The following is a 13,473-nucleotide window of genomic DNA, read 5'->3' as shown; positions in this document are numbered from 1 at the left end:
TTAAAGCATTAAAAATAAGATGGGGGCGACTCGTGCCGCTTCAACCCCTTATCGCTTTTACTTAGCTGTTTCCGCGTAATATTTTATCCAGCAAACGGGCTGGCAACAGGCGCTTAAGCACTGCCAGTGCATGGGCGACCAGCGTGACCGGATAACGAAAACGCGCGCGCGGGTTTTCTAAAGCATGGTGCAGTTTTGGTAAAACTGCCTCTGGCTTGAGCGTAAATCGGCGGGCAATACCCGGATTTTCTACCGGCTGGTCGGCCTGCGACTGATTGACGTTCGCGGTGAAGTTACTGCTCAGCGGGCCGGGTTCAATCAGGCTGACCTGAATCCCCGTGCCATGCAACTCCATACGCAGCGTGTCGGACCAGGCTTCCAGCGCAAATTTACTGGCGGCATAAACGCCACGACGCGGCGTGGTAATCAGCCCCATTACCGAACTGGTCTGGATAATGCGGCCTTCGCCGTGCGGCAACATGGCGGGCAGCAGAAGCTGCGTCAGCTGATGTGTGCCGAAAAGATTCGTGGAGAATTGCTGCTCGAACTGCTCACGGCTGACGGTGCTGAGCGTGCCGTAAACACCATAACCGGCATTGTTAAACAGGCCGTACAGGCGGTTTCCCGTCAGCGCAATCACCTCGGCGGCGGCGAGTTCGACACTCTGTTTATCATCCAGATCTAACTGAATAGTTTCAAAACCCATTTGTTGCAGCGTGTCGATATCCTGCGTTTTACGACATGCCGCCAGTACCCGGTAGCCACGTGCGCGCAAATCCTGGGCGGCGACTAACCCGATACCACTGGAACAACCGGTGATTAATACAGCTTTTTGCATAACTTTACCTGTGGGATGTCCCTATTTTTTATGACTGTGATTTACTAGGGAGTCGGATGAAAAGGTAACGTCTTGGTTTTACTCACGTCCCGGTATTATTTTATTCGTCGTATTTTAAACTTAATGCGTCAGTAACGGCGTGAGTTTTTCAGACATCCAGTCGGCAATAAACGACTGTGCTGCCAGTGCCGGATGTAATCCGTCATCCTGCATCCATTCAGGTTTTACGGCGACCTGTTCCATAAAGAACGGCACCAGCGGGATGTTTTCCTGCTTCGCCAGCGCCGGATAAATGGCGTAGAACGCATCGCCGTAGCGGCGGCCATAATTAGGCGGCAGACGGATTTGCATCAGCAGCGGCTCGGCATTGGCCTGTTTTACCTGACTGATAATCTGCGTCAGCGTTTGCGAAATGGTCTGCGGCGCAAACCCGCGCAACCCGTCATTGGCGCCCAGTTCAATCAGCACCCAGCGCGGATGATGCTGTTGCAGCAAGGTTTGCAAACGCGCCAGCCCTTGTTCAGCGGTATCGCCGCTGATGCTGGCGTTAATGATGGTGGGCTTCCCACCTTCTTTTTGCCATTTGTTATTCAGTAATGTTGGCCAGGATTCGGCTACAGGAAGTCGATAGACAGCACTCAAACTGTCGCCAATAATCAGCAAGTTATCAGCAGCAACGGCGCGAAAACTCAATAATCCTAACAACATAAGGAAGGGGAGATGCCAGCGGAAAATGTTCTTGAAGTTCATCATCTAAGTAAGCACGTCGGTCAGGGTGAAGGTCAGCTCACCATCCTGTCCGGTGTGGAGCTGGTTGTCAAACCTGCCCAGACAATTACCCTGATTGGCGAATCCGGTTCCGGTAAATCCACCTTACTCGGCATTCTTGCCGGGCTGGATGACGGCACCAGCGGCGACGTGAAGTTGCTGGGCAAATCTCTCGGTGAACTCAATGAAGAAGGGCGCGCGGAGCTGCGGGCAAAAAATGTCGGCTTCGTGTTCCAGTCTTTCATGCTGGTGCCGACGCTTAACGCGCTGGAAAACGTGCAGCTTCCTGCGCTTTTACGCGGAGAAAGCGACAGCAGCAGCCGTCAGCAGGCGGTGCAGTTGCTGGAAAGCCTCGGGCTGGGCGGGCGTCTGCATCACCTTCCCGCACAGCTTTCCGGTGGTGAACAGCAACGTGTGGCGCTGGCGCGGGCGTTTATCGGCAAACCAAAATTACTTTTCGCCGATGAGCCGACCGGTAATCTGGATCGCGCCACGGGTGAACGTATTGTCGACTTGCTGTTCTCCCTGAACCGCGATGCAGCGACGACGCTGATCCTGGTCACGCATGATGAGCAGCTGGCGGCGCGTTGCCAGCGGCGGTTACGTTTGCGCGACGGGAAATTGTGGGAGGAAGCATGATCTGGCGCTGGTTCTGGCGGGAATGGCGTTCGCCATCGCTGCTGATCGTCTGGCTGGCTCTGACACTGGCGGTGGCCTGTGTGCTGGCGCTCGGCAGTATCAGCGACCGTATGGATAAAGGGCTGAGCCAGCAAAGCCGCGAGTTTATCGCCGGTGACCGCGTGCTGCGTTCCGCCCATCCGATTACCGAAGCCTGGTTACAGGATGCGCAGTCGCAGGGGCTGAAAGTCAGCCGTCAGCTCTCTTTCATGACCATGACATTTGCCGGTGAAACGCCGCAGCTGGCGGCCGTCAAAGCCACCGATTTGGCGTATCCGCTGTATGGTGCGTTACAAACTGAACCGGCAGGGCTGAAACCTCAGCCGGGCACCGTGCTGGTTGCGCCGCGTTTGCTGGCGTTACTGAATGTGAAAGTCGGCGACAATCTGGATGTCGGCGACACCACGCTGAAAATTGCCGGTGTGATTGTTCAGGAGCCGGATTCGGGTTTTAACCCGTTCCAGACTGCGCCCCGCGTAATCATGAATCTGGATGATGTGCCGAAAACCGGTGCCATTCAGCCGGGAAGTCGCCTGACCTATCGTTATATGTTCGCCGGTTCACCGCAGGCGATTCAGACCTACGGTGAGGCAATTAAAGGGCTGCTCAAGCCAGATCAGCGCTGGAGCGGAATGGAAGACTCCGAAGGCGCGCTGGGTAAATCGTTGCAGCGTTCCCAGCAGTTCCTCACGCTTTCTGCACTGCTGACGCTGATGTTGTCGATTGCCGCCATTGCTGTTTCGATGGGGCATTATTGCCGCAGCCGTTACGATCTGGTTGCCGTGCTGAAAACATTAGGTGCCGGGAAAAAGGCACTGCGAAAACTGATTATCGGTCAGTGGCTGGCGGTGCTGGTGCTGGCCGGAATTTGCGGCAGCGTGGTCGGCCTGGTATTTGAGGCCGTACTAATGAAAGTGCTGGCACCGGTTCTGCCTGCGGCTTTGCCACCTGCCGGTGGCTGGCCGTGGGTATGGTCGATGGGCGCGATGGTGGTGATCTCCCTGCTGATTGGTATTCGTCCGTATCGTCAGTTGCTGGCGACCCAGCCGCTGCGGGTGCTGCGTCAGGACGTGGTGGCCAATGTCTGGCCGCTGCGTTATTTCCTGCCGGTGATGGTGCTGGTCGTCGTCGGTTTGCTGGCGGCGCTGATGGGCGGCAGTTCATTGCTCTGGTCGCTGCTGGCGGGCGTGCTGGTGCTTTCGCTGTTGCTGGGCGTAATTGGCTGGGGCGCGCTGCTGCTGTTACGCAAACTCACGTTCCGTCAGTTGCCGCTGCGCCTCGCCGTTAACCGCCTGCTGCGCCAGCCGTGGGTGACGCTCAGCCAGCTGGCGGCATTCTCGATGTCGTTTATGTTGCTGGCATTGCTGCTGGTGATGCGCGGAGATTTGCTGGATCGCTGGGAGCAACAGCTGCCGCCGGATAGCCCGAATTACTTCCTGCTCAATATCACCAAGGAGCAAATTCCGCAGGTCACGGATTTCCTGCATCAGCATAAAGCGGAGCCGGAAACTTTCTATCCGATTGTGCGGGTTCGCCTGACGAAGATTAACGATAAGGTCGCCACCGATATCATCAAGCCGGATGATGCAGGCGGGGAAGCGGTGAACCGTGAGCTGAACCTGACCTGGATGGAAGGGCTGCCAGATCATAATCCGCTGGTCGCAGGCAATGCGCCACCGAAAGCCGGTGAAGTGTCGATTGACGAAGGGCTGGCTGGACGTCTGGGGCTGAAACTCGGCGATACCGTCACATTCAGCGGCGATACCCAGGAGTTCAGTGCCAAAATTACCAGCCTGCGGAAAGTGGACTGGGACAGCCTGAAGCCGAATTTCTACTTTATCTTCCCGCCAGGAGCGCTAGACGCACAGCCGCAAAGCTGGCTGACCAGTTTCCGTTATCACGGCGATGTCAGCACCATTACGCAGCTAAACCGCCAGTTCCCGACGCTGAGTTTGCTGGATATCGGTTCCATACTGCGTCAGGTCGGACAGGTATTACAGCAGGTAAGTAGGGCGCTGGAAGTGATGGTTCTGCTGGTAATGCTGTGCGGCGGATTGCTGCTGCTGGCGCAAATCCAGGTTGGCATGCGTCAGCGCCGTCAGGAGCTGATCGTTTACCGCACGTTGGGTGCCAGCAAAAAAATGCTGCACCGGACGCTGTGGTGTGAATTTGCCGTGCTCGGGCTGGTCGCAGGCATCGCCGCCGCAATTGGCGCGGAAGCCGCATTATGGTTGCTGCAACGCAAAGTGTTCGATTTCCCGTGGGAACCGAATTACCTGATGTGGATTGCGGTACCGGTGGTCAGCGCGGTGCTGTTGTCCGTCTGCGGTGGCTGGCTCGGTGTGCGGTTGCTGCGGGGGCGGGCATTGTTCAGGCAGTACGACAGTTGATGGTTTTGCTCCTCCCCTTCGCAGGGGAGGAGCCGATCAAATCAAAGCTTTTCTACTGCCCATTCAATACCGCTGGCATATTCTTCCGGCAGCATCGGGATCAGTGCGTTGAGGTTTTCTTTCAGCAGGCTGGCACTTGCGTCGTTAATATTCAGGTGTCCGACTTTACGGCCCGGACGCACCTCTTTCTCGTACCAGTGCAGATTGACCAGCGGCAGGTTCAGCCACTGTTCTGACACATCCGTACCAATCAGATTCACCATCACCGATGGCGTACTGACTACCGGTTTCGGCAGCGGCAGGCCGAGGATCGCGCGCAGGTGCATTTCAAACTGGCTGTAGGAGGCGCCGTTTTGCGTCCAGTGTCCGCTGTTATGAACGCGCGGAGCCAGTTCGTTTATCAGCAAACCTTCGCTGACCACGAAACATTCCATCGCCATCACGCCGACATAATTCAGTTCGTTGAGGATGGCCGACAACATGCTTTCCGCCTGCTGTTGCTGGGCGGCGTCCGGCTTCGGCAGTGCCACGCTGGTGCGCAGAATGCCGTCCTGATGCAGGTTATGGGTCAGCGGATAAAACACGGTTTTGCCGTCATGTCCGCGCGCACCCACCAGCGAAACTTCGCCGGAGAAATTGATGCCCTGTTCAACGATACATTCGCCGTAGCAATCCTGCGGCAGTGTATTTTCTTCGCCGGAACGCAGACGCCACTGACCACGGCCGTCGTAGCCGCCGACGCGGCGTTTAACAATCGCCAGTTCGCCAATCTCAGAAAATACCTGAGGCCATTCGGCGGCATCAGCCAGCAACTGCCACGGCGCGGTCGCCAGACCGAGCTGATCGAGCAATTGTTTTTGCGTCAGGCGGTCAGCCAGACGCGGGAAAATCTCGCGGTTAACAAACGCATTGTGTGTCGCCAGTTCGCGGGTCAGCGCGGTCTCCGGCCAGCGTTCGATTTCTGCGGTGATGACGCTTTGCTGATACGGCACGGCTTCCGGTTCGGCATCAAGCCCGACGGGATAAACGGCGATCCCCAGCGGTTCACCGGCCTGACGCAGCATTCTGCCTAACTGGCCGTTTCCGAGTACGCAAACCGGCTTCATACTTCCTCCCGCGGATCGGGATTGTTCAGCACTTCGTCAGTTTGTGCTGTGCGCCATGCGGCCAGATTTTTAGCAATCTCAGCATCGTGCAGGGCAAGGATTTGTGCGGCCAGCAAGGCGGCGTTAGCGGCACCGGCTTTACCAATCGCCAGTGTACCGACCGGAATACCGCGCGGCATTTGTACGATGGAATACAGGCTGTCGATGCCGCTCAGCGCAGCACTTTGCACCGGCACACCCAGCACCGGCACCAGGGTTTTCGCCGCCAGCATGCCCGGAAGATGTGCCGCGCCGCCTGCGCCTGCGATGATCACATCAAAACCATTGGCGGAAGCCTGCTCAGCGAAAGTGAACAATTTGTCCGGCGTGCGGTGAGCGGAGACGATATCGACATGGAAAGGAATATTCAGCGTTGTGAGGACTTCGGCGGCAAACTGCATGGTCGCCCAGTCACTTTTAGACCCCATAACGATGGCGATTTTTGCCGGGGTAACGTTGGATGACATGTCTTTAAAGCTCCTGTGGTTCGGAAATAGAAACTGCGAGGGCGCAAATGATAGCATGCTCCGCGAGGGAGGAAAACGGTTGCGTCGCCGGAAAACGGCGCATTTTTGATGAGAAGTTTGCCGCAGATTTGTATAATCCGAGTCAATATATTAATGACTAATTTTATTGGAAACTGATTTATGACGCAGGCTTTACTGGCACCGATTTATGATTTTCTTCACTGTGAAACCCCCGCATTGTGGGTGGATGTGGCGCTGGAAAATCAGACGGTCATGCTGATTGACCACGCTAACTGTGAAAAGAAGGCGGCGGCGACGGCGATGAGCCTGATGACTAAATATCTGGATCGCACCGAGTTGCTGTTTTGTGCGGCGCGTCTGGCTCGCGAAGAGCTTCACCACTTTGAGCAGGTGGTGGAAATCATGCAAAAACGCAATATTACCTATACCCAGCTTTCGCCGTCGCGCTATGCCAGCGGTATGATTAAACATACCCGCCATCACGATGACCTGAATATTCTGGTCGATCGGCTGATTATCGGGGCGTATATCGAAGCGCGTTCGTGTGAGCGTTTCGCCAAGATTGCACCGCATCTCGATGAAACCCTGTCGCGCTTTTATACGTCGCTGTTGCGCTCAGAATCACGTCATTTTGCCGATTATCTGGCGCTGGCCGAACAATATGCGGGAACGGATATCAGTGAGCGTGTGGAAGAGTTTGGCAGGATTGAAGCGGAACTGATCCTCACACCGGATGAACAATTCCGCTTCCATTCAGGCGTACCCGTTACCCTTCATACTTCGAGCTGCTGATGCGTTGACTGCGCTCATTCACCCCGGTCACTTAGTCAGCTAAATTCCCAGGGATTCATGAGCTTGTCGCCTTCCAGCAACTCGAATTATTTCGGGTAATTTTGAGATGACTTAAAACGGGAAGCTGATCAGCTCGACGTTATCGGCGGTGACTTTCACCATCGAACCTTCTTCGTGCCATGCGCCGAGTACCACGCGGTGGCCGGTTTTATTCTCCAGCGGCACATCGTGGATCGCCGGGCGATGGGTGTGGCCGTGGATCATCCACTCGACGCCTGCCGCCTGCATTTCGCTGACCACCGCCTGCGGGTTCACATCCATAATTTCCAGTGGTTTTCCCTGATTAGATGCTTTGCTGTTGGCGCGCATTCTGGCGGCAATACCCAGTCGCCATTTCAGTGGCAGCATCAGGAACAGTTTCTGAATTAACGGATTGTGGACTTTTTTGCGGAAGTTTTGATAAGCGACGTCGTCGGTACACAGCGTGTCGCCGTGCAGTATCAGAACGCGGCGGCCATACAGCTCCAGCACTTTTTTCTCTGGCAGCAGCGTCATCAGACTGTCGCGCGCAAAACGTCTGCCGAGCAGAAAATCGCGGTTGCCGTGAATGAAGAAGCAGGGCACACCTTGCTGGTGTAACTGATTGAGTGCGGCAGAGATTTCGGTGTGAAGAGGCTGCGGATCGTCGTCACCAATCCAGGCTTCGAACAGATCACCGAGAATGTACAGGGCATCGGCCTGCGGCGCATCTTCACGCAGAAAACGCAGAAAACCGGCAGTGATTGCCGGTTCCTGTGCGCAAAGATGGATATCTGCGATAAAAAACGTGGTCATCCCGACGTTGATTATTCGCTGACTGTGACGCTTTTGATCACAACATCTTCTTTTGGAACGTCCTGGTGCATACCGCTGCGGCCCGTTTTGACGGCTTTGATTGCGTCAACAACGTCCTGACCTTCAACCACTTCTGCAAATACGCAGTAACCCCAACCTTGCGCATTTTTGCCGCTGTGGTTGAGGAAATCGTTGTCAGTGACGTTGATAAAGAACTGCGCAGTAGCAGAATGTGGATCGTTGGTACGAGCCATCGCCAGCGTGCCTTTGGTATTTTTCAGGCCGTTGTCTGCTTCGTTGTTGACAGGTGCATCCGTGTTTTTCTGGTTCATGCCTGGCTCAAAACCGCCACCCTGGATCATGAAACCGTTAATGACACGGTGGAAAATCGTGTTGTCGTAGAAGCCTTTACGGCAATAGTTCAGGAAGTTTTCAACCGTGGCTGGCGCTTTGTCAGCGAAAGTTTTAATGACGATGTCGCCGTGGTTGGTGTGGAAAGTGACCATGTTTATCATCCTGCTAATGTTGGTGTGTGCTCTTGGTTAGAGCGGCTACTATAGCCTTTTCTTATACCATAACTCAAAAGTTGCCGTCAGCAGCGCCTTTGTGACCACTAAACCCCGTCCGGCGGCCTTATGCCGTTTCGGTGAAATCATTTTCGTTATATTATGGCCGTTAGTGTCGCTTAAATGCGCCAACGTCATTTTCTACGCCCAACACACGGAATAGCCTGATGCTGAAGATTTTTAATACCCTGAGTCGCCAAAAAGAGGAATTCAAGCCAATTCATGCCGGTAAAGTCGGGATGTACGTGTGTGGGATCACTGTTTACGACCTGTGTCATATCGGCCATGGTCGCACCTTTGTGTCTTTCGACGTGGTATCGCGTTACCTGCGTTACGTCGGTTATGACCTGAAGTATGTGCGTAACATCACCGATATCGACGATAAAATCATTAAACGTGCCGCTGAAAATGGCGAAACCTTCATGGCATTAACCGATCGAATGATCGCAGAAATGCATGCGGATTTTGCTGCGCTGAACATCCTGCCACCGGATTCTGAGCCGCGCGCGACCGGGCATATTCATGAAATCATCGATATCGTGCAGAAGTTGATCGACCGTGATCATGCGTATGTGGCCTCAAACGGCGATGTGATGTTCTGGGTGGAAAGCGATCCGGATTACGGTGTGTTGTCCCGTCAGGATCTGGATCAGTTGCAGGCAGGGGCACGCGTCGAAGTCGAAGCCAACGTGAAACGTAATCCGATGGACTTCGTGCTGTGGAAAATGTCCAAGCCGGGCGAACCGAGCTGGACCTCGCCGTGGGGCGAAGGCCGTCCGGGCTGGCATATCGAATGTTCGGCGATGAACTGCAAACAGCTCGGCGCGCATTTCGACATTCACGGTGGGGGTTCTGACCTGATGTTCCCGCACCACGAAAACGAAATTGCTCAGTCCAGTTGCGCGCATGACGGCCCGTATGTGAACACCTGGATGCACTCCGGCATGGTGATGATCGACCGCGAAAAGATGTCCAAATCGCTGGATAATTTCTTTACCGTGCGCGATGTCCTGAAATATTACGATGCTGAAAGCGTGCGTTACTTCCTGATGTCTGGCCATTACCGCAGCCAGCTGAACTACAGCGAAGAGAACCTGAAGCTGGCGCGTACCTCGATGGAACGTCTGTATACCGCGCTGCGCGGGACTGACGCCAGTGCAACGCCAGCCGGTGGCGAAGCGTTCGTGGCGCGTTTTCGTGCCGCAATGGACGACGATTTCAACACGCCTGAAGCCTATTCCGTGCTGTTCGATATGGCACGCGACATCAACCGCCTGAAAACGGAGGATTTGTCTGCGGCAAACGGTCTGGCAGCAGAACTGCGTCAGCTGGCCGGTGTGCTGGGCTTGCTGGCGCAGGATCCGGAGCAGTTCCTGAAATCCGGTGCGCAGGCGGATAACGACGATGAAGTCGCTGAAATAGAAGCCTTAATTAAACAGCGTAACGATGCCCGTGCCAGCAAAGACTGGGGCATGGCAGATAAAGCGCGTGATCGCCTGAATGAAATGGGTATTGTCTTAGAAGATGGGGCAAACGGAACCACCTGGCGCCGTAAATAATCTCCTTCAGACTCCGGTTATTTTGGAGATGCGGGATCTCAATAGCCTCCTTTTCAGGAGGCTTTTTTATAAGGATTATTCTGTGACTCAAATGCTTCTGACGTATCAGCCTCCGTATGACTGGCAGTGGATGACGGCGTTTCTCGGCGCGCGGACATTGCAGGGCGTTGAGCAACAGGACGGCGACTATTATCAGCGGACGCTGGCGGTGATGCACAACGGCGTACGGCTGACCGGCTGGTTGCGGCTGCGGCCTCTGGCGGATGTTAATAGCGTCGAACTTGAGATTTCGCCATCGCTGGTGCCGGTTGCGGATAATGTGGCCAGGCAGGTACGGCGGTTACTGGATCTGGACGCGCAGCCACTGCTTATCGCCGAGGGTTTAGGCGCGCTGGCGGAAAACGCGGTGGGATTGCGTCTGCCGGGTTGTATAAACCGTTTTGAGCTGACGGTCAGAGCTATTCTCGGACAGCTGGTGAGCGTAAAAATGGCGGCGACGCTGGCGACGCGGCTGACCGAAAAATGGGGTGAATCTGTCACAACGCCTTTCCCGGCGCTGACGCATCTGTTCCCGTCTCCTGCATCGGTCGGTAAATTAACGGTGGATGATTTGCGCGGTATCGGCGTGCAGGCCAAACGCGCGGCGTGTCTGATCAATCTTGCGCAGGCCGTGGAAGAAGGGCGGTTACCGCTCGATGAAATTACCGATGTGCAGGAAGGTGTCAGACAATTGCTGGCGATGCCGGGGATTGGTAGCTGGACAGCCAGTTATGTGGCGATGCGGGCGTGGTCCGCGCCGGATGTTTTTCTGGGTGGCGACTATCTGATTAAGCAGCGTTTTCCGGGCATGACACCGGGGAAAATTGCCCGCTATGCAGAACTCTGGAAACCGTGGCGTACCTACGCCACGCTGCATTTGTGGTTCAATAACGACTGGCAACCGGATACCCCTTAACCGGCCCCGGTTAATGCTTATCGGTCGGGAACACGCTGTTGTCAGTATGAACGGTGGCGGTTTTCTGTTCCGGTTCGTAGCGGAAAACCCGTCCGCGTCCGTTATTTTTAGCGGTATAACAGGCCTTATCCGCCTGCGCCATGTATTCGCTGCTACTGACATCGGGGTCATTCATCTTCGTTAATCCGGCGCTGGCACCGATGCGGTAGAATTTGTCTTCCCAGATAAATTCGAACTGATTGATTTCACTGACCAGTTTCGCAAGCGTGCTCAATCCCTGTTCCGCCGGACAATCAAATAAGATCAGCGCAAATTCATCGCCGCCCAGCCGCGCGAGGCGGTCGCTGTTGCGGATGTGTTCCTGCATCAGCGTGCTTATCTGGCGCAGCAGTTCGTCACCGGCGGCGTGCCCTGCCGTATCATTAATTGCTTTAAAGCGATCCAGATCGATAAACGCCAGACAGTGCGACTGATGCGCAGTGACTATCAGATTCAGTGCTTTTTTCAGGCTGGATTCGAAACTGCCACGGTTCGACAATCCGGTCAGTAAATCGTGAGACGCGCTGTAGCTGAGCTTGCGCATCAGCTCGCGGGATTTACTGACGTCCTGCAATACCAGCACGATGCCAATCGGTTCATCTTTCAGGGTACGCAGCGGGGAAACCGCCAGCTGGACATCAAACAGACCGGTGTGATAGCCGTGCAGCACCAAGGATCGCTCAATGGAAGAGTGAAGATTTTCATTAATATCAAATTGCAGCAGGTTGTCGATAAGCGGGCCATCCTGCCCTTTGCTGATGAGCACAATGCGGTTCACCGGCTGACCCTGCGCCTGTTCTTCCGTCCATCCGGTCATTTTCTCCGCCACCGGGTTCATAAACGTGATGTTCATATTCCGGTCGGTAGAAATTACGGCTTCGTTGATGGAATTGAGGGTGATGTGCAGCAGCTCTTTCTCTTCATGCAGCGCTTCCGAAAGACGCTTATTGGTCACTTCGGTGTGCTTGAGGTCGTTGATATCCTCTATCTGAGAAATGAAATACAGCGGGTTATGCTCTTCATCGCGCACCAGCGACACCGCCAGTAACGCCCAAATCACTTCACCGCTGCGACACAAGTAACGTTTTTCCATGGTGTAGTTCTGAATTTCATCGTTAAGCAACTGCCCGAGCAATGTCAGATCCTTACCCAAATCTTCCTGATACGTAATTTCCTGAAAGGTCAGCGTGGTGAGATATCTCGCCTCATAACCCAGCAAATTACACAGCGATTTATTTACCTGTAACAGTTTGCCCTGCGGGGAAACCAGCGCCATGCCAATCGCCGAATATTCCATCGCGTTGCGAAAGCGATTTTCACTCTGCGTGATATGCGACTTCTCTGCCCGCAGGGCGTGCATCGCCATCGCCATCGCGTTTGCGGGAGTGAGGATCAGCAGCAACGGCAGGAAAATAAGTCCCTGCGGAATTTGCACGACGGTATGCGGCTGCACGGAAACAATGCCGCTGGTGTGCAGTAAAGTAATCATCAGCGTCATCGACAGAAAAATGATGAATGCTTCGACGCGGGGTAAACGGATGGCACACCATAACAACGGAATGGTGATGAAGGCGAAGGTATAAGGCAGCCATTTGAGCGCCAGAAAACCTGCAACCAGCGTGATAACGAGCGTCAGAAGTAACCCGAAAAAACGGTCCGGAGTCAGGTTTTTCCTGAAATAACCGCGCTGATAAATCAGCCCGAGCGGGGTCAGCGCCAGGATCGCCACAGCCTCAGACATGAACCAGGTGGCAAAACGACTTTGCAGTTCCACCGGCGAATGAACATGCAGGATAAACAGCATCATGATAAATGAGCTGACCAGCGGGCATAAAATGACCGCTATCAGCAGGAATCTGATCCAGTAACCGAGGCCGGAGAGGGGATCCTGCGCCGGTAACATCCGGCGCAAAAGAGACGCACAAAGCGAGGCTTCAAAAAGGTTGTTGAGCATATAGGGCAGATAGCGCAGGAAAGGTGTGCCCAGAACAGTATGCGCTGCGGCAATACCCAATGCGCTGGCGCACAGCAATGGCAGCCAGTCGCGGTAGCGGTGATGAAACAGCACCGGGATCATCAGCGCTGTCGGCAACCACAAACCCGCCAGACTCGATGATTTCTGAATCACGCTCATGCAGGCGAGCGCAAGCAGGCAAACTGAAATGCCTAGCAGTACGTGAGATGTCCAGTTCGCCCGATTGACTAAGATCGAGGGTGGTTTGCTTTTTTCCACGGTGAAAACCTTTTTCAGGCTGGAGTTTGGATCCAGAACAGTTGCAGTGATGATGGTTTTTCTGTTTTTTATCACTTACGCGTCACCATGAGCACTTAAGGTGACAGGTACTATCAGTATCGGAAAAGCGCGACTAATTATTAATTTAAATTCTACATTACGTTGTAATAGTTAACGAATATTCCGGC

At 54.5% G+C, this 13,473-nt stretch carries 12 protein-coding genes; 5 read left to right on the top strand and 7 right to left on the bottom strand.

All coding sequences use genetic code 11. The features are described 5' to 3' along the window. Positions 1-61 precede the first annotated feature (61 nt). The gene (locus tag D5398_RS03685) at positions 62-838 is read right to left on the bottom strand and encodes an SDR family oxidoreductase (protein ID WP_120506377.1); all 777 of its coding nucleotides are present in this window, start codon (positions 836-838) and stop codon (positions 62-64) included. Positions 839-958: 120 nt separating this feature from the next. After that, on the bottom strand, positions 959-1,588 hold the full coding sequence (tesA, locus tag D5398_RS03680; RefSeq protein ID WP_120506679.1) for a multifunctional acyl-CoA thioesterase I/protease I/lysophospholipase L1: 630 nt from the start codon (positions 1,586-1,588) through the stop codon (positions 959-961). On the opposite strand from tesA, the gene ybbA reads away from it, so the two are divergent. Both ybbA and ybbP read left to right on the top strand, forming a co-directional pair. Next, positions 1,559-2,245 (top strand): putative ABC transporter ATP-binding protein YbbA, encoded by a 687-nt coding sequence (ybbA, locus tag D5398_RS03675; protein ID WP_120506376.1) that lies wholly within the window; start codon positions 1,559-1,561, stop codon positions 2,243-2,245. The genes tesA and ybbA overlap by 30 nt on opposite strands. Beyond that, positions 2,242-4,674, top strand: a complete 2,433-nt coding sequence (ybbP, locus tag D5398_RS03670; protein ID WP_120506375.1) for a putative ABC transporter permease subunit YbbP — start codon at positions 2,242-2,244, stop codon at positions 4,672-4,674. The genes ybbA and ybbP overlap by 4 nt, the downstream gene beginning before the upstream one ends. Positions 4,675-4,715: 41 nt before the next feature. Here ybbP and purK read toward each other — a convergent pair whose 3' ends face one another. After that, positions 4,716-5,780 carry a 5-(carboxyamino)imidazole ribonucleotide synthase gene (gene purK / locus D5398_RS03665; protein WP_120506374.1) on the bottom strand — a complete coding sequence of 355 codons (1,065 nt, stop codon included), beginning with the start codon at positions 5,778-5,780 and terminating at the stop codon, positions 4,716-4,718. Next, entirely contained in the window at positions 5,777-6,286 is a 510-nt protein-coding gene (gene purE, locus D5398_RS03660) for a 5-(carboxyamino)imidazole ribonucleotide mutase (protein ID WP_120506373.1), read from the bottom strand. Before purE ends, purK begins: the two co-directional genes overlap by 4 nt. A 180-nt stretch (positions 6,287-6,466) precedes the next feature. Here purE and D5398_RS03655 point away from each other — a divergent pair, with 180 nt between their 5' ends. Then, positions 6,467-7,099 (top strand): MiaE family protein, encoded by a 633-nt coding sequence (locus D5398_RS03655; protein ID WP_120506372.1) that lies wholly within the window; start codon positions 6,467-6,469, stop codon positions 7,097-7,099. A gap of 111 nt (positions 7,100-7,210) precedes the next feature. On the opposite strand, the gene lpxH is transcribed toward D5398_RS03655, so the two are convergent. Together lpxH and ppiB are read right to left on the bottom strand one after the other, a co-directional pair. Then, a complete protein-coding gene (gene lpxH / locus D5398_RS03650; protein ID WP_120506371.1) occupies positions 7,211-7,933 on the bottom strand; it encodes a UDP-2,3-diacylglucosamine diphosphatase in 723 nt (240 codons plus the stop codon). 11 nt (positions 7,934-7,944) lie between these two features. Further along, positions 7,945-8,439, bottom strand: a complete 495-nt coding sequence (gene ppiB, locus D5398_RS03645) for a peptidylprolyl isomerase B (RefSeq protein ID WP_120506370.1) — start codon at positions 8,437-8,439, stop codon at positions 7,945-7,947. A gap of 227 nt (positions 8,440-8,666) precedes the next feature. Here ppiB and cysS point away from each other — a divergent pair, with 227 nt between their 5' ends. Further along, entirely contained in the window at positions 8,667-10,058 is a 1,392-nt protein-coding gene (cysS, locus tag D5398_RS03640) for a cysteine--tRNA ligase (protein WP_120506369.1), read from the top strand. 91 nt (positions 10,059-10,149) lie between these two features. Continuing rightward, positions 10,150-11,013, top strand: a complete 864-nt coding sequence (alkA, locus tag D5398_RS03635; protein ID WP_244216711.1) for a DNA-3-methyladenine glycosylase 2 — start codon at positions 10,150-10,152, stop codon at positions 11,011-11,013. A gap of 10 nt (positions 11,014-11,023) precedes the next feature. Here the strand turns inward: alkA and D5398_RS03630 are convergent, their stop codons facing one another. Then, entirely contained in the window at positions 11,024-13,360 is a 2,337-nt protein-coding gene (locus D5398_RS03630; protein ID WP_244216706.1) for a diguanylate cyclase, read from the bottom strand. Between the last annotated feature and the right edge of the window lie 113 nt (positions 13,361-13,473).

The organism is Rahnella bruchi, assembly GCF_003614975.1.
Classification (GTDB): Bacteria; Pseudomonadota; Gammaproteobacteria; order Enterobacterales; family Enterobacteriaceae; genus Rahnella; species Rahnella bruchi.
This window is presented reverse-complemented; position numbering and strand designations above follow the sequence as displayed.